The sequence below is a fragment of the Chryseobacterium suipulveris genome (assembly GCF_022811685.1).
Classification (GTDB): Bacteria; Bacteroidota; Bacteroidia; order Flavobacteriales; family Weeksellaceae; genus Kaistella; species Kaistella suipulveris.
Window position 1 is genome coordinate 2,638,594 of record NZ_CP094532.1, and the last position, 21,121, is coordinate 2,659,714.

Here is a 21,121-nt window from a genome sequence, read left to right on the forward strand (position 1 = left end):
TTCTTCTCATGGTTTCTTTCTTGAATTTTTTTGAATTCAGCTTTTCCAGTTTTTCATAATAAAAATTTTTAATTGGTTTTGTACTATTGATTATTCAAATTTAAATCAAAATTTATAATACAAAAACAAAAACTTTTGCGATTTATTTGCGATTTTAAACAATATCTTTCAAAACTCTACTAAATTAAGGCAATAAAAAATAGAGTTTCTATCTAAATTTTTTAATTTAGCATCAAATGAATGCACCATGGAAAAAATAAAGCTCACCGAAGCACGCAAGCGAAAGGGGTTTTCCCAAAGCCACATCGCAGAACAGCTCTGTATGGATGTCTCCAACTATAATAGGCGAGAGAAGGGTCAGGCAAAAATTACCGCAAAAGAATGGCAGAAGCTGGCAGAAATTTTAGAAGTTCCATTAGAGGATATCTACGAATCTGAAGAATCCCAGATCTTTATCTTTAATGACCAGTCCTCCGGAAACGGCAATATTGTGAATAATTACAATATTCCCTTCTCAATTTGGGAGACCCAAAAGAAATATATTGAAAAACTGGAAGAAGAATTACAACAATTGAGAAAACGGTAATTCCTTTTCAGTCATTGTTTCGGTCTTAATATACTGTCCTTCCATTTTTTGTATTGCAAAGAAGGCAAACCGTATTTCTTTCTTCTTAAATTGAAAGTGTCAATGGGTTTGTCGGACTTGATGATTTTGAAACCTCTCGCATTACCATCGTCGCCAAAATAATAGTGATGATAGAAATGCAGAAATCGGGAACCGATTAAGCTTTCCATTTGAAAAGGTTCGGCTTTTCCTTTTTTCAAGTTGGTAAAAACAAACTCCTTTAACTGATCATACTCCTCTATACGTGAAATATGATAGTAAATCAATCCCAATTTAGACGCATTCATCAATCCAAGAACCTTTTGTTCGGGATAGCCAAATTGTTCGGATAGTTTGCGAAGTTTTTTATAGTTGTCTTCGTCAACTTCCCATTCGTTTGGCTTTCCTCTGGATTTTTGGTCATTGCTGAACATTGATTCGAAAGTAGAAATATATTCCTGGTTTCTCGTCTTTAAATATGAGTTTTCCCAAGTTTTTAATTCATCATCGGTAATTTTGAGCGATGCTATTTTTAGATTTACCAAACTATCCTTTTTAAGAAACTCGGGTTTGGAACCCCAATTCTCAACCAAACTTTTAAGGATATTCCTTACATTTTTATCCTCATCAAGTAATTGAGAAAGCTCCACATAAGACTTCATCTCATAAACGGAAACGCTATTTCTTGGCGGATAGATTTTGAACAGACTATCTAACTTTCTAAATGCTTCTTTATTTTTGCCAATAATTTTCAAACTATCTGCTTTATAAGCTTCTAAAAAATAAGGGATGTAATTTATTTCTTCTTGGTTGGGAGCAGGTTTTCGTACAAAACAAGAAATAATAGAGAGCAATGAAAAAAGGAATATTGATCTCGTAAAATATTTTTGCATGGGAAGTTTATTTTATCAACGTACAAATTTCTTAAATTTACATACTAAATCCTTAATTATGAAAAATCCAGTTTTAGTTCTTTCTTCAGTTTTGTTACTTTCTGCATTCAGCTGCAAAAAATCTTCAGACGGCAACAAAAGCATAATCGTTGAAGAAAACGTAGAAAAAACCGTTAGCAACGACAACGGAAAAATCGACAGTACTTTTACTGATGCCAAAACCGAAAAAACAGCCGACACCCAAGTTCAGGAAATTACAGAAAGATATGTCGGAACCGACGGAACCTCCGCTTTGGTGACCTTTAAAAATTCTGACAAGGAACACACGATCAGCATCCGAAGCAACAACAAAACCATCGTTCTTCCCCAAAAAGAAGCGTGGGCAAAAGGCGGAATCTACGCCGACCACGACATCGAAGTGAAATCGGAAGGCGACAATATCACCATTACGCAAGGAAACAACGTGATCGAGCTGAAAAAAGCGAGGGGACAGTAGCGGCTTCGCCGAGGTTCCTCACTGCGTTCGGAATGACAGTTGGAGTGTGGGTGTGTTGGAGAGTTGGTGTGTGGGTGAGTCGGTGTGTTGGAGAGTGAAGTAGTGAATTTGCTTCGCAGTGAATTTCTGTGAGTGAATTTCTTGTAGAGTAAATTTTTATTAAAGTTCTTTCTTAGTGCAAGCAGAGCAACTTGAACTTTGAATGTTGAATCTCAAAAAAATAAGTTTTGGCTAAAGCCAAATTACAACTCACACTTCTAAGCGGGCTAAAGCCCGCTCCTATTGAAGCGAAAGATTCTATTATTTTCCTTTCTGTGAAAAGATCTTGCGTATTTGAAACTTGGAACTAGAAACCTGAAACTCTAGAACAATCTGAAACCAACTGCAACCATTGCAACAACTGCAACCATTGCAACCATTGCAACAACCACAACAACAGCAACCAAAAACAAAAAATCCGCTCAGAACTTCTGAACGGATTTTTATGTTGAAAACCAGGATTCTTATTCCTCAGTTTTTTCTTCTGCAGTGTCAGCAGCTTCAGCTTTTGGAGCTTCTGCAGCCGGTTCTTCAGCTTTTGCTTTTTCCTTTGCAGGGATTTCTGCAACGGGTTCTACTTTTTTCGCTGTGGTTCTTCTGCTTCTTCTTGTCGCTTTTTTCTCTTCAGCATTCGGGTTGTAGAGCTCGTTGAAATCTACAAGTTCGATCATTGCAGTATCTGCAGCGTCTCCCGGTCTGAATCCGGTTTTGATGATTCTGGTATAACCACCGTTTCTTTCTGCAATTTTAGGGGCAACTGTTCTGAATAATTCAGTAACCGCCTCCTTGCTTTGCAGGTAAGAGAAAACCGTTCTTCTGTTGTGTGTTGTATCTTCTTTAGCTTTGGTAAGAAGGGGCTCAACATATACTCTCAAAGCTTTTGCTTTGGCAACAGTAGTGTTGATTCTTTTATGCTCAATAAGAGAACAAGCCATATTAGAAAGCAATGCCTTTCTGTGGGAAGCTGTTCTTCCTAAGTGATTGAATTTTTTACCGTGTCTCATTGTTTTTTATTTATCAGCGTCTAATTTATATTTCGCAACGTCGAAACCGAAGTTCAGACCTTTTGCATGCACTAATTCTTCTAATTCTGTTAAAGATTTTTTACCGAAATTTCTGAATTTCATCAAATCAGACTTAGTGTAGGAAACCAGCTCGCCCAAAGTTTCTACTTCTGCCGCCTTCAAACAGTTCAAAGCTCTTACGGAAAGATCCATGTCTGTCAATTTAGACTTCAGGAGTTGTCTTGTGTGCAACGTTTCCTCGTCGTATTGGATGGACGCCTTCACTGCCTCGGTCTCAAGAGTGATTCTCTCGTCGGAGAACAGCATGAAGTGGTAGATCAAAATCTTTGAAGCTTCAGTTAAAGCATTCTGCGGAGAGATTGATCCGTCGGTCTCGATATCCAGAACGAGTTTTTCGTAGTCTGTTTTTTGCTCTACACGGTAATTTTCAATCGTGTACTGAACTTTCTTGATCGGGGTGAAGATCGAGTCGATTGCAATCGTTCCGATCGGAGCGTTTGCTGATTTGTTTTGTTCTGATGGAACATAACCTCTACCTTTTTCGATGTTGAAAGTCATTTCAAACTTCACGCTTTTGTTCAGGGTGCAGATTACCAAGTCTGGGTTCAGTACGTCGAAACCAGTGATTGATTTTCCTAAGTCACCTGCTGTAACGGTAGTTTGTCCGGAAACTTTAGCGGTTACCTGTTCTGCAGCAGCATTTTCGGATTTCGCTTTCAGTCGCAATTGCTTCAGGTTCAGAATGATTTCTGTAACGTCTTCAATTACACCGGGAATTGTTGAAAATTCGTGCTCTACGCCTTCTATTTTAATAGATGAGATAGCATATCCTTCAAGAGAAGAAAGCAAAACTCTTCTCAAAGCATTACCGATGGTTAATCCGAATCCTGGTTCTAACGGTCTGAATTCAAATGATCCTTTGAAGTCGTCGGAATTGAGAAGGATTACCTTATCGGGTTTAATAAATGTTAAAATTGCCATATAATTTGGGTTGAGCAAAAATTTGAAAAAATTATTATTTAGAGTAAAGTTCGACGATCAGCTGTTCTTTGATATCTTCCGGGATTTGGATTCTTTCCGGAGCTGATACGAAAGTACCTTCTTTCTTCTCGTCGTTGAACTGTAACCACTCATAATTTGATTTGGAAGCGAGTGCGTCAGCAATTACCTCAAGAGATTTAGATTTCTCTCTGATTGCCACTACATCACCAGCTTTCAACAAATATGAAGGAATGTTTACGAGCTCGCCATTTACTGTTACGTGCCTGTGAGAAACCAACTGACGTGCACCTGCTCTGGTTTTAGAAAACCCTAATCTGTACACCACGTTGTCTAATCTCGATTCACATAGCTGTAAAAGTACTTCACCAGTAACGCCTTTTGCTCTCTGCGCTTTTTCGTAAAGGTTAGCAAACTGTCTTTCCAAGATACCGTAGGTATATTTTGCTTTCTGCTTTTCTGTAAGCTGGATCGCGTACTCGGATTTTTTTGCACCTCTTCTTTTATTCGGTCCGTGTTGTCCCGGTGGTTGGTTTTTTCTTTTCTCGAAATTTTTGTCGTCTCCGTAGATTGCAGCACCAAATTTTCTTGCAATCTTAGTTTTTGGTCCAATATATCTTGCCATAAAATTTTTTTTTAAGAGTTTCAGGTTTCAGGTTTCAGGTTCGTTATGGAACTTGGGACTTGAAACTTGGAACTAAGATTGTTATACTCTTCTTCTTTTTGGTGGTCTGCATCCGTTGTGCGGCATTGGAGTCACGTCAACGATTTCACTTACTTCAATTCCTGAATTGTGGATGGTTCTGATTGCAGATTCTCTACCTGCACCCGGACCTTTCACAAACACCTTTACTCTTCTCAGTCCTGCATCGTGTGCAACCTGCGAGCAATTTTCTGCAGCCATCTGAGCTGCGAATGGAGTATTCTTTTTAGAACCTCTGAATCCCATTTTTCCGGCAGATGCCCAAGAGATTACTTCTCCGTTTTTATTCGTTAAAGAAATAATAATGTTGTTGAATGATGCCTGGATATGTGCTTCACCGATCGCTTCAACTTTTACTTTTCTTTTCTTAACAACTTTAGTTTGTTTTGCCATAATTAATTCTAAAGATTATTTACTTGCTTTTTTCTTGTTAGCAACAGTTTTTCTCTTTCCTTTACGGGTTCTAGAATTGTTTTTAGTTCTTTGGCCTCTTAAAGGTAATCCCAGTCTGTGACGTATTCCTCGTTGGCATCCTATGTCCATCAATCGCTTGATGTTCAATTGCACTTCAGAACGAAGCTCACCCTCAACTTTCACGTTGTCGGTGATGTAGTTTCTGATTGCAGCCAATTCATCGTCATTCCATTCGTAGACTTTCTTGTCTTCGCTGATTCCAGCGTTCTTCAAAATTTCAGCAGCGGTACTTCTTCCGATTCCGTAGATGTAAGTAAGCCCGATTACGCCTCTTTTGTTTTTTGGTAAATCAATACCTGAAATTCTCGCCATAATTTAATTTTAGCCTTGTCTTTGTTTAAATTTTGGGTTCTTCTTGTTGATCACAAACAGAACGCCTTTGCGGCGAACGATTTTGCAATCAGCACTTCTTTTTTTGATAGATGCTCTAACTTTCATTTGAATTGTATTTATTCTTTTCAGTGGACAAATGGAATCTTAACGATTTCATTTGTTTCGATTTTAGCAATCGGCTTTTGGCTTTCGGCTTTCGGCTTTTCGCAATTTATATTTAAAAGTATTCTTAAAATAATTAATACCTGAAAGTAATTCTCCCTTTAGATAAATCATAGGGAGACAGTTCCAATTTTACCTTGTCTCCGGGTAAAAGTTTGATGTAATGCATTCTCATCTTACCCGAAATGTGAGCGATGAGGACGTGTCCGTTTTCCAACTCAACACGAAACATGGCGTTAGAAAGTGCTTCCACGATCACGCCATCCTGTTCGATATGTTTTTGTTTTGCCATCCGTCCAATTACAAATTTGTTGTTCTTGATAATTTCGACTGCATCAAGCCATCATAGTGGTGGTTCAACAAATAAGTATTGATTTGCTGAACGGTGTCTAAGATAACTCCAACCATGATCAACAGCGATGTGCCGCCGAAAAACAGGGCAAATCCGTCTGTCTGGACAAGCCATCCGTGTATAAACGCGGGAAGGACTGCAAAGATAGCCAAAAATATGGAACCTGGCAAAGTTATTTTTGAAAGGATATCATCCAGATAATCAGAGGTTTCTTTCCCCGGTCTTACTTTTGGGATCAATCCGCCGTTCCTTTTTAGGTCATCCGCCATCTGGTTTACCGGAATAGTGATCGCAGTATAGAAGAAGGTGAAGATGATGATCAGTATCGCAAACAATACATTGTATTGCCAACTGAAAACATTCTGGAATCCAGCGAGGAACGTGTTGCTGTCATCAAGCTTTGTCAATAATCCCGGTACAAACATTAACGCCTGTGCGAAGATGATCGGCATTACTCCCGCCGCATTCACTTTCAGTGGGATCCACTGTCTTGCTCCCTGCATCAGGTTTCTGTTGACACCACCTCTTGCCTGTGCTCTGCTCACGTACTGGATCGGGATTTTTCGAACCGCCACAGAAAGCAGGATTCCGAGAAGCACCACCAATAACCAGAAAAGGACTTCAACAAGGATCATAATTGTTCCCAATCCTCCTTTACCTGTTTGTGTAGCTACTTCCTGTAGGAATGCCGAAGGGAAATCTGCCAAGATTCCAACCATGATCAGAATCGAGATCCCGTTTCCGATACCTTTGTCGGTAATCTTTTCACCCAACCACATTGCGAATACAGATCCCGCCACCAAAATCACGATACTCGGAAGCCAAAACATGATCGACTGCGGATGCACGTAATATGCAGACGCAAACTGAGCATGCGGAAGGAACATCTGGGTAATCGATGTAAGGTAAGAAGGTGCCTGTACCAAACAAACCGCAATGGTTAACCATCTTGTAATTTGGTTCAATGTATTTCTACCGCTTTCGCCGTCTTTCTGCAGTTTCTGGAGATATGGAATCGCCATTCCCATCAGCTGAACGATGATGGAAGCAGAAATGTAGGGCATGATTCCGAGTGCCATGATCGACGCTCGGGAAAACGCACCACCGGTAAATGAAGAAAGCAACCCAAGAAGTCCTGCTCCCTGTCTGTTGCCTCCCTGGTTTTTGTACTGCTCCAAAAGACTCCCTACTTCGGCCATGTTGATGGCCGGAAGCGAGATATAAGATGCGAATCTATACACAAGGATTATCCCGAGAGTGAAAAGGATTTTCTCTCTGAGTTCCTTAAGCGTCCAAATGTTTTTCAGTGTTTGTATAAATTCTTTCATTGGTAGAAATTAAAGGGTAATTGCTTTTCCTCCTGCTTTAGAGATTGCCTCTTCAGCGGATTTTGTGAATTTTTCTGCAGAGATCGAAACACCTGTTTTCAATTCACCTCTACCCATAATTTTCACGATTTCGGTTTTCTTGGCCAATCCGTTTTCTACCAAAACTTCTTTGGTGATCTCGGTGATGTTTTTAGCATCTGCCAAAAGCTGGATCGTATCAAGGTTGATTCCTCTGTACTCTTTTCTGTTTACGTTGTTGAAACCGAACTTAGGCAATCTTCTTTGAAGTGGCATCTGTCCACCTTCGAAACCGATTTTCTGAGAGTATCCGGCTCTAGATTTCTGACCTTTGTGTCCTTTCGTTGAAGTTCCGCCGTAACCGCTTCCCTGTCCTCTACCGATTCTCTTTTGGCTGTGCGTGGAACCTGCTGCCGGTTTTATGTTATTTAAATTCATTTTATTTAGATTTGAGATTTAAAGATGAGAGACAAGAGACCTAAAGTCTCTCATCTCGTTTCTATTTTCTTATTTTTGAACTTCTACCAAGTGGCTAATTGCAGCCACCATTCCAAGGATTGCAGGAGTTGCCTCGTGCTCTACAACTTGGTGAAGTTTTTTCAATCCTAATGCTTCAAGCGTTCTTTTTTGGGTTTTTGTTCTTCCAATAGCGCTTCTTACTTGTTTTACCTGAATTTTTGCCATTGTCTTAATATTAACCGTTAAACACTTTATTTAATGTAACACCTCTCAGCTTTGCAATTTCCTCAGGTCTTCTGATATCGAGCAACGCTTTGAAAGTAGCTTTCACCACGTTGTGCGGGTTTGAAGATCCTTTGGATTTTGAAAGAATATCTTTGATCCCTGCAGCTTCTACCACCATACGCACAGTTCCACCAGCGATTACACCGGTACCGTGAGTTGCAGGTCTTAGGAAGATATCTGCACCACCGTATCTTGCGGAAGTTTGGTGAGGGATGGTGTGATTGATTACAGGAACTTTAACCAAGTTTTTCTTTGCATCTTCTACCGCTTTAGCGATAGCGGAAGCAACCTCCTTAGATTTTCCCAAACCGTAACCTACCGTTCCGTCTTCGTCTCCTACAACCACAATTGCAGAAAATCCGAAAGCTCGACCACCTTTGGTTACTTTTGTTACTCTGTTTACAGCTACGAGACGATCTTTAAGTTCTAATCCTCCCGGTTTTACTTTTTCTATATTATCTAGTCCTAACATATTTTCCGAAATTTAATGATTAGAATTTAAGTCCTGCTTCTCTCGCTCCATCGGCTAAAGCTTTGATTCTGCCGTGGTACACGAATCCATTTCTGTCAAACACAATACTTTCGATTCCTGCAGCTTTGGCTTTTTCAGCGATTGCTTTACCTACTTCTGCGGAAACTTCAGTTTTTGTTCCTTTAGCGTTCAGCGCTCTTGAAGAAGCTGATGCCAAAGTTTTACCATCTTTATCGTCGATCAATTGCGCGTAAATCTCCTTGTTACTTTTGTAAACGGATAATCTTGGCAATTCAGCAGAGCCGGAGATTTTCCCTCTAACTCTTCTTTTGATTCTGTCTCTTTTTTGTACTTTGTTCAGTGCCATTTTCTTAAAATTTATTAAGCAGATTTACCAGCTTTACGTCTAACAATTTCTCCTACGAATCTGATTCCTTTTCCTTTGTAAGGTTCAGGTTTTCTGAATGATCTGATTTTTGCGGCAACCATTCCCAAAAGTTGCTTGTCGTATGATGACAAGGTGATGATTGGGTTCTTACCTTTTTCAGATAGTGTTTCTACTGATACTTCTTTCGGAAGGTCCAGTACGATACCGTGAGAGAATCCCAGTGCAAGCTCAAGTTTTTGACCTGAGTTCGATGCTCTGTATCCTACCCCTACCAATTCTAGCTTCTTCGTGAAACCTTCTGAGGTTCCTACAACCATATTGTTGATTAACGCTCTGTAAAGACCGTGTAATGCTTTGTGCTGTTTTGATTCGGACGGTCTTTCCAATGTAAGTTTTCCGTCTTCTAAGTTTAGAGAGATCCCTTCGCTCAACTGCTGCGTAAGCTCACCTTTCGGTCCTTTCACAGTAACCAGACCTTCTTTCTCGGTGATGGTAACATTTGCGGGAACTTCTATAATTGCTTTACCAATTCTTGACATTTTCCTTTGGATTAAAAATTAATAAACATAGCAGATTACTTCACCGCCTACTTTTTCTTGTCTGGCTTTCTTATCGGTCATTACTCCTTTAGAAGTCGAGATAATTGCCACTCCCAAACCGTTGAGTACTCTTGGCAGTTCCTCGGAACCTTTGTACTGTCTCAAACCTGGTCTTGAAGCTCTCTGGATGCTCTTGATTGCTCGTTTGTTGGTTTGTTTGTCATACTTCAAAGCGATTTTGATATTTCCCTGAACAGCGTTGTCCTCGAACTTGTAGTTGAGGATGTAACCCTGATCAAACAAAATTTTCGTAATCTCCTTTTTGATTTTCGATGCAGGAATTTCCACCACTTTGTGGCCTGCGCTTTGTGCGTTCCTTACTCTGGTCAGGAAATCTGAAATTGGATCTGTTACCATTTTTCTATTTGTTGTTATTGGTTAAGGACAAACAGTTTTGAGAAGATTTCAGATGTCAGATTTCAGATTTCAGACTTTTGTTGTCTGTTGTCTGATATCTGAAATCTGTTGTCTAATCAACTTGCTTGTCTAGATTAGTTAATAATTATTACCAACTTGCTTTTTTAACTCCCGGGATGAGTCCTGCGTTTGCCATTTCACGGAACGTTACTCTGGAGATACCGAAGGTTCTCATGTATCCTCTTGGTCTTCCGGTAAGTTTGCATCTGTTGTGCAGTCTTACTGGCGACGCGTCTTTCGGAAGTTTCTGCAATGCCTCGTAGTCTCCGGCTTCTTTCAAAGCTTTTCTTTTCTCAGCATATTTTGCAACTGTAGCTTCTCTTTTGCGCTCGCGCGCTTTCATTGATTCTTTAGCCATTTCTTAGTTCTTTTTGAAAGGTAAACCGAAGTGAGTTAAAAGTGATTTTGCTTCTTTGTCAGTTTTCGCGGAAGTTACGAAAGTAATGTCCATCCCTTGGATTTTCTTTACTTTGTCGATTACGATCTCAGGGAAGATGATCTGCTCGGTGATCCCTAAGTTGTAGTTTCCTCTTCCGTCGAAACCGTCAGCTTTGATTCCGCTGAAATCTCTGATTCGTGGGAGTGCTGAAGAAGTTAATCGATCTAAGAATTCATACATTTTGTTGTCTCTCAGTGTCACTCTTGCACCTACCGGCATTCCTTTTCTGAGTTTGAAAGCTGCTTCGTCTTTTTTGGAAACAGTACCAACTGCTTTTTGGCCGGTGATTGCTGTAAGTTCCTCTACTGCGTAGTCCACGATTTTTTTGTCTGCAGTTGCAGCGCCCAAACCTTGGGAAACAACGATTTTCTGCAATCTAGGTACCTGCATTACAGATTTGTACCCAAATTCTTCCATCATTGCAGGAACAATTTTCTCTTTATAATTTTTCTTTGGTCTTGCTACGAATTCCATAATTAAATTTCTTTACCGGTTGTTTTAGCAATTCTTACTTTCTTGTCACCATCTACTTTGTAACCTACTTTGGTAGCTTTTCCTTTTTCGTCCAAAAGTGCTACGTTGGAGATGTGGATGGATGCCTCTTTCTCAACAATTCCTCCTTGAGGATTTCCAGCGGATGGTTTGGTGTGTCTTTTCACGATGTTCAGACCAGCCACGATTACTCTTGGATCCTTGCCTTCTTTCTTGATTACTTCAAGAACTTCACCCTTGTTTCCTTTATTTTTTCCGGTAGTAACGATTACGTTATCTCCTCTTTTAATTTTAACTTTAGTCATTTTCTTAAAATTTTAAAAAATTAAAGTACTTCAGGTGCCAATGAAATTACTTTCATGTATTCCTTGTCTCTCAGTTCTCTTGCAACAGGTCCGAAAACACGTGTTCCTCTCATTTCTCCGGCTGCGTTTAGAAGTACGCAAGCATTGTCGTCGAATTTGATATATGATCCGTCTTTTCTTCTCACTGCTTTTTTAGTTCTTACAACTACTGCTTTGGAAACGGTACCTTTTTTGGCATTTCCCTGTGGTGTGGAATCTTTGATAGTCACTACGATTTTATCACCAACTGAAGCATATCTTCTTCTGGTTCCTCCCAGAACTCTGATAACCAATACTTCTTTAGCACCTGTGTTATCAGCAACTTTTAATCTTGATTCTGTTTGTAACATTACTTAGCTTTTTCAATGATTCTTACTAATCTCCATCTTTTGTTCTTGCTCAAAGGTCTTGTTTCAGTAATCAGTACTGTATCGCCTTCGTTACACTCGTTGTTCTCGTCGTGAGCGGTATATTTTTTCGTTTTCAAAACGAATTTACCGTACATCGGGTGCTTCATTTTCATCGTTTCACTTACAACAATGGTTTTTTCCATTTTATTGCTGGAAACAACTCCGATTCTTTCTTTTCTTAAATTTCTATCCATGATAAAATGAAATTCTTATTGTTGTTTAAGTGTTAGTTCAGTTTCTAATCTTGCGATTGTTTTTCTCAGATCTCTGATCTGGATCGGGTTTTCAATCGGACTGATTCTGTGCGCCAATCTCAGTTTGTTGTAATCAGCTTTTACTGCCGCGAGTTGATTTTGGATATCACCTGCGCTTAGGTTTTTGATGTCAGCTTTTTTCATTTCTATTGAGATTATTGAGGTTGTACAAAATCGTTGGCTACTACAAATTTGGTCACTACCGGTAATTTCTGAGCGGCAAGTCTTAAAGCTTCTTTTGCAACTTCGTAAGGAACTCCACCGATTTCGAACATGATTCTACCTGGTTTTACTACTGCTACCCAATATTCCACAGCACCTTTACCTTTACCCATCCTTACTTCGGCTGGCTTCTTGGTAATTGGCTTAACCGGGAAGATATTGATCCACAGCTGACCTTCTCTTTTCATATATCTCGTAGCGGCGATACGCGCTGCCTCGATCTGTCTTGCAGTAATCCAAGCTCCTTCTGTCGCTTTGATTCCGAAGGTTCCGTAAGCGAGTTGATGTCCTCTCTGGGCATTGCCCTTCATCTTCATCTTGTGAACTCTACGGAATTTGGTTCTTTTTGGTTGTAACATTTCTGTAAATTTTAGATTTAGATTTCAGACTTCAGATTTCAGATTTAAAAAAGTAACGGTAATTTAAATTCTAAAAATCTTCATCTAAAATTTTAGTTGTTGTTATTTCTTCTTGGTCTTCTTTCTCTGTCACCTCTCTCTCCTCTCTCGCTTCTTTCTCCTCTTCCTGCAGGTGCTTTTTTCTGTTGACCAACGAGTGGCGAAAGTTCTCTTTTTCCGTAAACTTCACCTTTCATGATCCAAACTTTCACTCCGAGTTTTCCGTACTGCGTCAATGCTTCACCGATATGGTAGTCGATATCTGCACGGAAAGTTGACAATGGGATTCTTCCTTCTTTGAAAGACTCGCTTCTTGCCATCTCAGCACCGTTCAATCTTCCGGAGATCATTACTTTGATTCCTTCTGCACCCATTCTCATTGTGGAAGCCATTGCCATTTTCACAGCTCTTCTGTAAGAGATACGGTTTTCGATTTGTTTTGCGATGCTGTCTGCAACCAATACTGCGTCGAGTTCAGGTCTTTTGATTTCGAAGATGTTGATCTGGATGTCCTTGTCGGTGATCTTTTTCAATTCTTCTTTCAGTTTGTCAACTTCCTGACCTCCTTTACCGATGATGAGTCCCGGTCTTGCTGTAGTGATGGTTACGGTTACTAATTTCAGGGTTCTTTCAATAAAGATTTTTGAAATTCCTCCTTTAGATAATCTTGCTTCAAGGTATCTTCTGATTTTGTAGTCTTCCGCGATTCTGTCTCCGTAATCGTTTCCGCCAAACCAGTTAGAATCCCATCCTCTGATGATTCCTAATCTGTTACCAATTGGATTTGTCTTCTGTCCCATACCTTATTTATTATCTTTAGTACCTAAAATTAGTGTGATGTGGTTGCTTCTCTTTCTGATTCTGTAACCTCTTCCCTGTGGAGCTGGTCTCAACCTTTTGAGTTGTCTTGCGCTGTCCACGTGGATTTCTTTTACGATCAGTCCAGCTTCCTCGATGTCTGCACCTTCATTCTTCACTTGCCAGTTAGCCATTGCTGAAAGCAATACTTTCTCCAACTTGTTTGATGCTTCTTTCTTTGAAAACTTCAGGATTGCCAAAGCTTTATCAACTTCTACTCCTCTGATGATATCTGCAACCAGACGCATTTTTCTTGGTGAAGACGGGCAGTCGTTGTGCAACGCTTTTACCACGTCCTGGTTTGCTATTTTACGTGCTAATGCACTTTCTCTTTTTCTTGATCCCATGATTATCTTCCGCCTTTATTTTTGTTACCACCGTGACCTCTGAAAGATCTTGTCGGAGAAAATTCGCCTAACTTGTGGCCCACCATGTTTTCAGTTACGTAAACAGGTACAAAAGTTTTCCCGTTGTGTACTGCGATAGTTTGCCCTACGAAGTCCGGAGAGATCATTGATGCTCTGGACCAAGTTTTGATTACAGTCTTTTTACCAGACTCTTTGTTTGCCTGAACCTTCTTATCTAAAGTATGATGAATGAAAGGTCCTTTTTTAAGTGATCTTGCCATAATTATTTTCTTTTAGATACGATAAATCGGTTCGACGCTTTATTTTTCTTTCTTGTTTTGTAACCTTTTGCAGGTTTACCGTTTCTTGATCTTGGGTGACCTCCTGAAGAACGACCTTCACCACCTCCCATTGGGTGATCAACCGGGTTCATCGATACTGGTCTTGTTCTTGGTCTTCTACCCAACCATCTGCTTCTACCTGCTTTTCCTGAAACGGTTAACTGGTGGTCGGAGTTGGATACTGAACCGATCATTGCGATACACTCGGTAAGGATCATTCTGGATTCGCCTGAAGGAAGCTTCACGATTGCATACTTGCCATCTCTGGAAGTAAGCTGTGCGGAAGAACCTGCAGAACGTGCCATGATTGCACCTTGTCCCGGCTTAAGCTCGATACATGAAATAACGGTTCCCAAAGGAATGTTTTTCAGTTTCATTGCGTTCCCAACGTTTGGTTCGGCAGTTTCAGAAGAGATTACTTTCTGGTCCACTTTGATTCCGTTTGGAGCGATGATGTATCTCTTCTCTCCATCCGCGTACTCAAGAAGTGCGATGAAAGCAGTTCTGTTCGGATCGTACTCTACAGTTTTTACCGTAGCTTCAACGTTGAATTTGTTTCTCTTGAAGTCGATAATTCTGTATTTCTTTTTGTGTCCACCTCCGGTGTAACGCATGGTCATTTTACCTGTGTTGTTACGTCCACCTGACTTTTTAATACCAACTACCAAAGATTTCTCTGGCTTGTTGGTAGTAATTTCCTCAAAGTTGTTTACAACTCTGAATCTCTGTCCCGGGGTGATAGGTTTTAATTTTCTAACAGACATTACTATTGTTTATATTATTATTAATTGCTTTCGGCTTTCTGCGTTCTGCTTTCGGTGGATTGCCGACTGCTGATTGCTGATTGCTTTAAAAATTATGCTGAGAAGATATCGATTACTTCGCCTTCTGCGAGTTTCACGACTGCTTTTTTCAGCTTGTTGGTTTTCCCAACCTGAAGTCCTTTTTTGGTGTACTTCGAAGAAACTGTAGGAGCGTAAATCATGGTGTTTACATCTGCCACCTTCACACCGTAAGCATCTTCTATCGCTTTCTTAATCTGGATCTTGTTTGCCTTTGGGGTTACCAAGAAGCTGTAAGTCCCTCTTAAATCAGTAAGATAGTTTGCTTTTTCTGAAATAACTGGTTTAATGATAACTGACATGACTTATTTTCTTAAATTTTCCTGGAATTTTTCGATAGCACCTTCTAAGAACACGATTTCTCCCGCATGTACCAAGTCGTAAGAACTGATCTCGTTGTAGGTCAGAACTTTCACTTTAGGCAAGTTTCTTGAGGAAAGATATACGTTCTTGTTTGCTTCTGGCAAGATGTACAGAGACTTTTTGCCTTCGAAACCAAGTGCGTTGTTCAAGTTGATAAATTCTTTAGTTTTAGGAGCTTCGAAAGTGAACTGCTCCAAAACTTTGATCGAATTATCTTTCAATTTTTGAGAAAGCACAGATTTTTTAGCCAATCTCTTCAAAGCTTTGTTCAGTTTGAATCTGTAGTCTCTTGGCTTAGGACCAAAAACTCTACCTCCTCCTTTGAAAGTTGGCGACTTGATATCACCGTATCTCGCAGAACCTGATCCTTTTTGCTTTTTAAGCTTTCTGGTAGAAGCAGTAATCTCGCTTCTTTCTTTTGATTTATGAGTACCCTGTCTTTGTGCGGCAAGGTATTGCTTTACTTCTAAGTAAACCGCGTGCTGGTTTGGCTCGATCCCGAAGATCGCGTCGTCCAAAGTAACTTTTCTTCCGGTTTCTTTTCCTGATGTGTTTAATACTACTAGTTCCATCTTCTAATGATTACATAAGAATTTTTTGCTCCCGGAACAGCACCCTTTACTACTAAAAGATTTTGTTCTTCATCTACTTTTAACACCTGAAGATTCTGAACGGTAACTTGCTTACCACCCATTCTTCCTGCCATTCTCATCCCTTTGAATACTCTCGAAGGGTCGGATCCCGCACCGATGGAACCTGGAGCTCTCAATCTGTTGTGCTGTCCGTGAGTTTGCTGCATTACACCTCCAAAGTTGTGTCTTTTTACAACACCTTGGAAACCTTTACCTTTCGAAGTTCCTGTTACGTCAACATACTCCCCTTCATTGAAAAGGTTAACTTTCACTTCGTCTCCTACTTTCAAGTGATCGAATCCGTGGTGGAATTCAACCAATTTAGCTTTAGGAGTAGAGCCCGCCTTTTTGAAATGGCCGGCCAACGCTTTACCAACGTTCTTTTCACTCTTGTCATCGAAACCCAACTGAAACCCGACATATCCATCGTTTTCAATGGTTCTGACCTGTAAAACCGAGCATGGACCCGCTTGAATAACGGTACAAGGAATGTTTTTTCCTTCTTCGTTAAACAGGGAGGTCATCCCGACTTTTTTACCAATAATACCTGACATTATTTAAATATATCTATTAAGTTCTTCATTATCAATCAGAGATTGCAGTGATTTCTACGTTCGAATTAGGCACACTTCTTCCCTAAATTGAGAGTGCAAATGTATGAAGAATTTTTGAATTGACAATGAGAGAGATAAAAATATTTTTAAAATTTAATTGTGAAGCTTTCCCTAATTTTTGCCTACTTTTAAATAAATATTTAAAGAAGGAAGAAATTATTTCTACTGTCAATTTTCGGCCTGTTTTTAATAGGATGTTCGCCACAGATCAAAACCCTTGCAAACGGAAAACAATTAGACACCAGATTGGCCGGAGTCTGGACCGGCTCCGAAAAAGACCAGCAAATAGACGGCCTCTCCAAGTCCTGGGAAATGACCAGAATGGATGACGGAACCTACACCATCAATTTCAAATTCACGCAAGGTGAAATGACAGATTCCAGCCAAGCAGTAGGTGATTGGTGGACCGAAAACGGGAAATATTATGAATTCCACGATTATGACGGGAAAACAGATGTTTACAGCTATACCGTTCTGGATCCAAAGCGTGTGAAATTTAAGAGCGAAAAAATAGCAATCGGAATGGAAAACAGTGAATATGAATTCATAGACACGAAAACCGGAAATGCAAAAAAGGAAACCATCACTGAAAAAGACGGATCCTCCTATGAAAATGCCATCAAAATAGGCAGCGTGCCGCAGGAGTATCAATATGTGAGAGCAAATTGCACCGGCTGCATATTAAAAAGCCAGTCGCTCAGTGTGAACAAAGGCAGATTTTATGACATCATCATCGTGACCAAGCCGGATGGTTCCACTAAAAGTTATTACTTTGACATCACTTCATTTTATGGAAAAGGATTTTAGATTTTAAGACGAAATCCGGAATACGAAACCCTTACTGATCGTCAACATACTTTCGCTAAAACACCGATTCGGAGGAAATGTGCAGTTGACTATTTTGAATACAAAAATCCGCCCTCTTTCGAGAGCGGATTCATTATAATTATTTCGCAGTTAGTCTTCCATCTTCGGACTTCAGAATTTTCTGCTCCATCATCACACTTTGATTTCCACGTCAACTCCTGAAGGAAGCTCCAATTTCATAAGAGCATCAACAGTTTTAGAGGAAGAGGAATAGATGTCCATCAATCTTTTGTGTGCAGAAAGCTGGAACTGTTCTCTTGCTTTTTTGTTTACGTGCGGAGATCTCAACACAGTGAAGATTCTCTTGTTCGTTGGCAAAGGAATCGGTCCGTTTACCACAGCTCCGGTCGCTTTTACCGTTTTTACGATTTTCTCAGCAGATTTGTCCACCAAATTGCAATCGTAAGATTTTAATTTTATTCTGATTCTTTGTGACATTTTATTTTTTGCTTTTAGCAATCAGCAATCGGCTTTCGGCTTTTTGTGTTGCGTTCATAAATTGTACTAATATTAATTACACGGTTATAACTACCGACTTCCATCTTCAGTCTTCCCGCTTCTTATCCTTTAGCTTTAGCGACTACTTCTTCAGCTACATTGGTTGGAGCTGCTTCGTATTTTTCGAATTCCATTGAAGATGTTGCTCTACCTGAGGAAAGCGTTCTCAATGAAGTTACGTATCCGAACATTTCAGAAAGTGGTACGAAAGCTTTGATTACTTTAGCGTTATTTCTGTCGTCCATACCGTTTACGGTTCCTCTTCTTCTGTTAAGGTCGCCCACGATATCTCCCATGTATTCTTCCGGAGTTACTACTTCCAGCTTCATGATCGGCTCCATGATTACCGGCTTCGCTTTTTTACCTGCTTCTTTGAAACCAAGTTTCGCTGCAAGTTCGAAAGAAAGTTGGTCAGAGTCTACCGCGTGGAAAGATCCGTCTTTAAGGGTTACTTTAATTCCTTCAATTTCGAATCCTGCCAATGGACCATTCTTCATTGCCTCCTTGAATCCTTTTTCAACAGAAGGGATAAATTCTTTTGGAATGTTACCACCCTTGATTTCATTCACGAATACCAAACCAGGTTTTCCGTCATCAGTTGGACCCAATTCGAAAACGATATCCGCAAATTTACCACGTCCACCGGATTGTTTCTTGTAAACTTCTCTGTGATTGGTTGTAGCAGTAAGGTTTTCTTTGTACTCTACCTGCGGTTGACCTTGGTTTACCTCAACTTTGAACTCTCTTCTCATACGGTCAACAATAATGTCGAGGTGAAGCTCACCCATACCGGAGATAATCGTTTGTCCTGAAGCTTCGTCGGTCTTCACCTGGAAGGTCGGATCTTCTTCAGCAAGCTTAGCAAGAGCGTTACCCATTTTATCTTGGTCTGCTTTCGTTTTTGGCTCCACCGCGATACCGATTACCGGATCCGGGAAGATCATCGATTCCAAAACGATTGGGTTTTTCTCGTCAGACAAGGTATCACCTGTTTTAATATCTTTAAATCCTACAGCTGCACCGATATCTCCTGCCTCGATATACTCCACAGGATTTTGCTTATTTGCGTGCATCTGGTAGATTCTTGAGATTCTTTCCTTGTTGCCTGATCTTGTGTTAAGAACGTAAGAACCTGCATCAAGTCTTCCTGAATAAGCTCTAAAGAATGCAAGACGTCCTACGAATGGGTCAGTTGCAATTTTGAAAGCTAATGCTGCGAATGGCTCAGTAACAGAAGGTTTTCTTGTAACCGGCTCGTCAGTTTTTGGATCTGTTCCGTCGATCGCTTCTTTGTCAAGCGGTGAAGGAAGATATTTACAAACTGCATCCAGCATGAACTGAACTCCTTTATTTTTGAATGAAGATCCGCAAGTCATCGGGATGATCGACATATCGATGGTTGCTTTTCTCAACGCTTCGTTGATTTCTTCTTCAGTGATTGAATCTGGATCTTCGAAGAATTTCTCCATCAGAGTTTCATCGTAGTCAGCAACAGCTTCAACCAATTTTTCTCTGTAGGTCATTACGTCATCCTTCATATCCTCAGGAATCGGAACTACCTGATAAGTTGCTCCCTGTCCTGCGTCGTCCCAAATGATCGCTCTGTTCTTGATGAGATCAACTACTCCTTTGAAATCTTCTTCTGAACCGATTGGCAAAACGATTGGAACAGCGTTTGAACCCAACATTTCTTTCACTTGGTTTACTACCATTAAGAAGTCGGCTCCTTGTCTGTCCATTTTGTTTACGAATCCCATTCTCGCCACTTTGTAGTTGTCTGCCAATCTCCAGTTGGTTTCGGATTGTGGCTCTACTCCGTCAACAGCAGAGAAAAGGAATACCAATCCATCCAATACTCTTAGGGAACGGTTTACTTCTACAGTGAAGTCCACGTGTCCCGGTGTATCGATGATGTTGAAGTGGTAAGGTTTAGATTCAGGCAAAAGTTGTCCCTGAGAAGTTGGGAAATTCCAAGAACAAGTAGTTGCAGCCGAAGTAATGGTGATACCTCTTTCTGCTTCCTGCTCCATCCAGTCCATCTGTGATGCACCTTCGTGGGTTTCTCCCAATTTGTGGGTTTTACCGGTGTAAAATAAAATTCTTTCTGTAGTGGTGGTTTTACCTGCGTCGATGTGAGCGGCGATACCGATGTTTCTTGTGTATTTAAGATCTCTTGCCATTTCAGATTAGAATTTAAAGTGTGAAAATGCTTTGTTTGCTTCAGCCATTCTGTGAGTGTCTGTTTTCTTTTTGTACGCAGCACCTTCTTCTTTTGCAGCTGCAATAACTTCAGAAGCTAATTTCTGAGCCATTGACTTGTCATTTCTTGCTTTTGAATATTTGATGAGCCATTTCATTGCCATAGAAATTTTTCTGTCGGCACGGATTGGCATTGGAATCTGGAAGTTTGCACCACCGATTCTTCTTGAACGTACTTCCACGTGCGGCATTACGTTGGTCAAAGCATCTTTCCAGATTTCAAGTGAAGATTTTTCGTTTTCACCTTTTTTAGCTTCCACGATGTCTAAAGCATCATAGAAGATTTTGAATGCGATTGACTTCTTACCGTCAAGCATCAAATTGTTTACAAATCTTGTTACCAGCTGATCATTAAATTTCGGATCCGGTAACAACGGTCTTTTTTTCGCTTTTGTCTTTCTCATTGTTTCGTTTCTTAATAATTAATGATTACTTTTTCTTACCTTTTGCAGGTGCTGCAGCGGCTTGACCTGGTTTTGGTCTTTTTGCTCCGTACTTAGATCTTCTCTGAGTTCTTCCGTTAACTCCTGCGGTATCCAAAGCTCCACGAACAATGTGATAACGTACTCCCGGTAGGTCTTTCACCCTTCCGCCTCTCACCAATACTATCGAGTGCTCCTGAAGATTGTGTCCTTCGCCCGGGATATAAGCGTTGACTTCTTTACCATTAGAAAGTCTTACCCTAGCGACTTTTCTTAGTGCAGAGTTAGGTTTCTTAGGCGTAGTAGTATATACTCTCGTACATACACCTCGTCTTTGCGGACATGATTCAAGGGCAGCCGATTTGCTCTTCTTGGCAAGTGTGGCTCTTCCTTTTCTAACTAATTGTTGAATAGTAGGCATTTAATTGCTTTTTATTTTAGGGTGCAAAAGTATGAATATTTTATGAAATGGC

Annotated in this window: 36 protein-coding genes; 3 read left to right on the forward strand and 33 right to left on the reverse strand. The window is 40.2% G+C overall.

Annotation, left to right across the window (positions count from 1 at the left end; genetic code table 11):
• The first annotated feature begins 247 nt into the window (after window positions 1-247).
• On the forward strand, window positions 248-586 hold the full coding sequence (locus MTP09_RS12335) for a helix-turn-helix domain-containing protein (RefSeq protein ID WP_243548649.1): 339 nt from the start codon (window positions 248-250) through the stop codon (window positions 584-586).
• A gap of 11 nt (window positions 587-597) precedes the next feature.
• On the opposite strand, the gene MTP09_RS12340 is transcribed toward MTP09_RS12335, so the two are convergent.
• The gene (locus MTP09_RS12340) at window positions 598-1,359 is read right to left on the reverse strand and encodes a hypothetical protein (protein WP_243548650.1); all 762 of its coding nucleotides are present in this window, start codon (window positions 1,357-1,359) and stop codon (window positions 598-600) included.
• A 196-nt stretch (window positions 1,360-1,555) separates the two neighbouring features.
• Between MTP09_RS12340 and MTP09_RS12345 the strand changes: the two genes are divergently transcribed.
• Entirely contained in the window at window positions 1,556-1,993 is a 438-nt protein-coding gene (locus tag MTP09_RS12345; protein ID WP_243548651.1) for a hypothetical protein, read from the forward strand.
• Window positions 1,994-2,496: 503 nt separating this feature from the next.
• On the opposite strand, the gene rplQ is transcribed toward MTP09_RS12345, so the two are convergent.
• The 28 genes from rplQ to rplC all read right to left on the reverse strand — a co-directional run bounded on the left by rplQ (window position 2,497) and on the right by rplC (window position 16,542).
• On the reverse strand, window positions 2,497-3,036 hold the full coding sequence (gene rplQ / locus MTP09_RS12350; RefSeq protein WP_243548652.1) for a 50S ribosomal protein L17: 540 nt from the start codon (window positions 3,034-3,036) through the stop codon (window positions 2,497-2,499).
• A 6-nt stretch (window positions 3,037-3,042) separates the two neighbouring features.
• Entirely contained in the window at window positions 3,043-4,038 is a 996-nt protein-coding gene (locus MTP09_RS12355) for a DNA-directed RNA polymerase subunit alpha (RefSeq protein ID WP_243548653.1), read from the reverse strand.
• A gap of 34 nt (window positions 4,039-4,072) precedes the next feature.
• On the reverse strand, window positions 4,073-4,681 hold the full coding sequence (rpsD, locus tag MTP09_RS12360) for a 30S ribosomal protein S4 (RefSeq protein ID WP_243548654.1): 609 nt from the start codon (window positions 4,679-4,681) through the stop codon (window positions 4,073-4,075).
• A gap of 81 nt (window positions 4,682-4,762) precedes the next feature.
• On the reverse strand, window positions 4,763-5,152 hold the full coding sequence (gene rpsK, locus MTP09_RS12365; RefSeq protein WP_088469642.1) for a 30S ribosomal protein S11: 390 nt from the start codon (window positions 5,150-5,152) through the stop codon (window positions 4,763-4,765).
• Window positions 5,153-5,167: 15 nt separating this feature from the next.
• Window positions 5,168-5,545 carry a 30S ribosomal protein S13 gene (gene rpsM / locus MTP09_RS12370; RefSeq protein WP_243548655.1) on the reverse strand — a complete coding sequence of 126 codons (378 nt, stop codon included), beginning with the start codon at window positions 5,543-5,545 and terminating at the stop codon, window positions 5,168-5,170.
• 9 nt (window positions 5,546-5,554) lie between these two features.
• Window positions 5,555-5,671 carry a 50S ribosomal protein L36 gene (gene rpmJ / locus MTP09_RS12375; RefSeq protein ID WP_007839480.1) on the reverse strand — a complete coding sequence of 39 codons (117 nt, stop codon included), beginning with the start codon at window positions 5,669-5,671 and terminating at the stop codon, window positions 5,555-5,557.
• Window positions 5,672-5,804: 133 nt separating this feature from the next.
• The gene (infA, locus tag MTP09_RS12380; protein ID WP_004917349.1) at window positions 5,805-6,020 is read right to left on the reverse strand and encodes a translation initiation factor IF-1; all 216 of its coding nucleotides are present in this window, start codon (window positions 6,018-6,020) and stop codon (window positions 5,805-5,807) included.
• An 8-nt stretch (window positions 6,021-6,028) separates the two neighbouring features.
• Window positions 6,029-7,408: a preprotein translocase subunit SecY gene (secY, locus tag MTP09_RS12385; protein ID WP_243548656.1), complete on the reverse strand. Its 1,380-nt coding sequence runs from the start codon at window positions 7,406-7,408 to the stop codon at window positions 6,029-6,031.
• 9 nt (window positions 7,409-7,417) lie between these two features.
• Entirely contained in the window at window positions 7,418-7,864 is a 447-nt protein-coding gene (rplO, locus tag MTP09_RS12390; RefSeq protein ID WP_243548657.1) for a 50S ribosomal protein L15, read from the reverse strand.
• Between the two features lie 69 nt (window positions 7,865-7,933).
• Complete coding sequence (rpmD, locus tag MTP09_RS12395) at window positions 7,934-8,110, reverse strand: 50S ribosomal protein L30 (RefSeq protein WP_243548658.1); 177 nt, start codon at window positions 8,108-8,110, stop codon at window positions 7,934-7,936.
• 10 nt (window positions 8,111-8,120) lie between these two features.
• A complete protein-coding gene (gene rpsE, locus MTP09_RS12400; protein ID WP_243548659.1) occupies window positions 8,121-8,642 on the reverse strand; it encodes a 30S ribosomal protein S5 in 522 nt (173 codons plus the stop codon).
• A 19-nt stretch (window positions 8,643-8,661) separates the two neighbouring features.
• On the reverse strand, window positions 8,662-9,009 hold the full coding sequence (gene rplR, locus MTP09_RS12405) for a 50S ribosomal protein L18 (protein ID WP_243548660.1): 348 nt from the start codon (window positions 9,007-9,009) through the stop codon (window positions 8,662-8,664).
• A 14-nt stretch (window positions 9,010-9,023) separates the two neighbouring features.
• On the reverse strand, window positions 9,024-9,569 hold the full coding sequence (gene rplF, locus MTP09_RS12410) for a 50S ribosomal protein L6 (RefSeq protein ID WP_243548662.1): 546 nt from the start codon (window positions 9,567-9,569) through the stop codon (window positions 9,024-9,026).
• An 18-nt stretch (window positions 9,570-9,587) separates the two neighbouring features.
• Window positions 9,588-9,986, reverse strand: a complete 399-nt coding sequence (gene rpsH / locus MTP09_RS12415) for a 30S ribosomal protein S8 (RefSeq protein WP_243548663.1) — start codon at window positions 9,984-9,986, stop codon at window positions 9,588-9,590.
• 148 nt (window positions 9,987-10,134) lie between these two features.
• Window positions 10,135-10,404 carry a 30S ribosomal protein S14 gene (gene rpsN / locus MTP09_RS12420; protein ID WP_031503409.1) on the reverse strand — a complete coding sequence of 90 codons (270 nt, stop codon included), beginning with the start codon at window positions 10,402-10,404 and terminating at the stop codon, window positions 10,135-10,137.
• 3 nt (window positions 10,405-10,407) lie between these two features.
• Window positions 10,408-10,959, reverse strand: a complete 552-nt coding sequence (gene rplE / locus MTP09_RS12425; protein ID WP_243548664.1) for a 50S ribosomal protein L5 — start codon at window positions 10,957-10,959, stop codon at window positions 10,408-10,410.
• A 2-nt stretch (window positions 10,960-10,961) separates the two neighbouring features.
• A complete protein-coding gene (gene rplX, locus MTP09_RS12430) occupies window positions 10,962-11,282 on the reverse strand; it encodes a 50S ribosomal protein L24 (protein ID WP_243548665.1) in 321 nt (106 codons plus the stop codon).
• Window positions 11,283-11,302: 20 nt separating this feature from the next.
• Window positions 11,303-11,671 carry a 50S ribosomal protein L14 gene (rplN, locus tag MTP09_RS12435; protein ID WP_031503404.1) on the reverse strand — a complete coding sequence of 123 codons (369 nt, stop codon included), beginning with the start codon at window positions 11,669-11,671 and terminating at the stop codon, window positions 11,303-11,305.
• Window positions 11,671-11,925: a 30S ribosomal protein S17 gene (gene rpsQ / locus MTP09_RS12440; RefSeq protein WP_243548666.1), complete on the reverse strand. Its 255-nt coding sequence runs from the start codon at window positions 11,923-11,925 to the stop codon at window positions 11,671-11,673. The genes rplN and rpsQ overlap by 1 nt, the downstream gene beginning before the upstream one ends.
• A gap of 15 nt (window positions 11,926-11,940) precedes the next feature.
• Window positions 11,941-12,129, reverse strand: a complete 189-nt coding sequence (rpmC, locus tag MTP09_RS12445; RefSeq protein ID WP_243548668.1) for a 50S ribosomal protein L29 — start codon at window positions 12,127-12,129, stop codon at window positions 11,941-11,943.
• A gap of 11 nt (window positions 12,130-12,140) precedes the next feature.
• Window positions 12,141-12,566: a 50S ribosomal protein L16 gene (gene rplP / locus MTP09_RS12450; protein ID WP_243548669.1), complete on the reverse strand. Its 426-nt coding sequence runs from the start codon at window positions 12,564-12,566 to the stop codon at window positions 12,141-12,143.
• A 92-nt stretch (window positions 12,567-12,658) separates the two neighbouring features.
• Window positions 12,659-13,405, reverse strand: a complete 747-nt coding sequence (gene rpsC / locus MTP09_RS12455) for a 30S ribosomal protein S3 (protein WP_243548670.1) — start codon at window positions 13,403-13,405, stop codon at window positions 12,659-12,661.
• A 3-nt stretch (window positions 13,406-13,408) separates the two neighbouring features.
• Window positions 13,409-13,810, reverse strand: a complete 402-nt coding sequence (gene rplV / locus MTP09_RS12460; RefSeq protein ID WP_243548671.1) for a 50S ribosomal protein L22 — start codon at window positions 13,808-13,810, stop codon at window positions 13,409-13,411.
• 2 nt (window positions 13,811-13,812) lie between these two features.
• A complete protein-coding gene (gene rpsS / locus MTP09_RS12465) occupies window positions 13,813-14,091 on the reverse strand; it encodes a 30S ribosomal protein S19 (RefSeq protein ID WP_243548672.1) in 279 nt (92 codons plus the stop codon).
• Window positions 14,092-14,093: 2 nt separating this feature from the next.
• The gene (rplB, locus tag MTP09_RS12470; protein ID WP_243548673.1) at window positions 14,094-14,915 is read right to left on the reverse strand and encodes a 50S ribosomal protein L2; all 822 of its coding nucleotides are present in this window, start codon (window positions 14,913-14,915) and stop codon (window positions 14,094-14,096) included.
• A 92-nt stretch (window positions 14,916-15,007) separates the two neighbouring features.
• Window positions 15,008-15,295 carry a 50S ribosomal protein L23 gene (gene rplW / locus MTP09_RS12475; RefSeq protein WP_243548674.1) on the reverse strand — a complete coding sequence of 96 codons (288 nt, stop codon included), beginning with the start codon at window positions 15,293-15,295 and terminating at the stop codon, window positions 15,008-15,010.
• 3 nt (window positions 15,296-15,298) lie between these two features.
• Window positions 15,299-15,928 carry a 50S ribosomal protein L4 gene (rplD, locus tag MTP09_RS12480; RefSeq protein ID WP_243548675.1) on the reverse strand — a complete coding sequence of 210 codons (630 nt, stop codon included), beginning with the start codon at window positions 15,926-15,928 and terminating at the stop codon, window positions 15,299-15,301.
• A complete protein-coding gene (rplC, locus tag MTP09_RS12485; protein WP_243548677.1) occupies window positions 15,919-16,542 on the reverse strand; it encodes a 50S ribosomal protein L3 in 624 nt (207 codons plus the stop codon). The genes rplD and rplC overlap by 10 nt, the downstream gene beginning before the upstream one ends.
• 306 nt (window positions 16,543-16,848) lie before the next feature.
• Between rplC and MTP09_RS12490 the strand changes: the two genes are divergently transcribed.
• On the forward strand, window positions 16,849-17,409 hold the full coding sequence (locus tag MTP09_RS12490; RefSeq protein WP_243548678.1) for a hypothetical protein: 561 nt from the start codon (window positions 16,849-16,851) through the stop codon (window positions 17,407-17,409).
• A gap of 192 nt (window positions 17,410-17,601) precedes the next feature.
• On the opposite strand, the gene rpsJ is transcribed toward MTP09_RS12490, so the two are convergent.
• The 4 genes from rpsJ to rpsL form a co-directional block, all read right to left on the reverse strand.
• The gene (gene rpsJ, locus MTP09_RS12495) at window positions 17,602-17,907 is read right to left on the reverse strand and encodes a 30S ribosomal protein S10 (RefSeq protein WP_243548679.1); all 306 of its coding nucleotides are present in this window, start codon (window positions 17,905-17,907) and stop codon (window positions 17,602-17,604) included.
• A gap of 122 nt (window positions 17,908-18,029) precedes the next feature.
• On the reverse strand, window positions 18,030-20,147 hold the full coding sequence (gene fusA, locus MTP09_RS12500; protein WP_243548680.1) for an elongation factor G: 2,118 nt from the start codon (window positions 20,145-20,147) through the stop codon (window positions 18,030-18,032).
• A 6-nt stretch (window positions 20,148-20,153) separates the two neighbouring features.
• A complete protein-coding gene (rpsG, locus tag MTP09_RS12505) occupies window positions 20,154-20,630 on the reverse strand; it encodes a 30S ribosomal protein S7 (RefSeq protein ID WP_243548681.1) in 477 nt (158 codons plus the stop codon).
• Between the two features lie 25 nt (window positions 20,631-20,655).
• Window positions 20,656-21,069 (reverse strand): 30S ribosomal protein S12, encoded by a 414-nt coding sequence (rpsL, locus tag MTP09_RS12510; protein ID WP_048499091.1) that lies wholly within the window; start codon window positions 21,067-21,069, stop codon window positions 20,656-20,658.
• Window positions 21,070-21,121 lie beyond the last annotated feature (52 nt).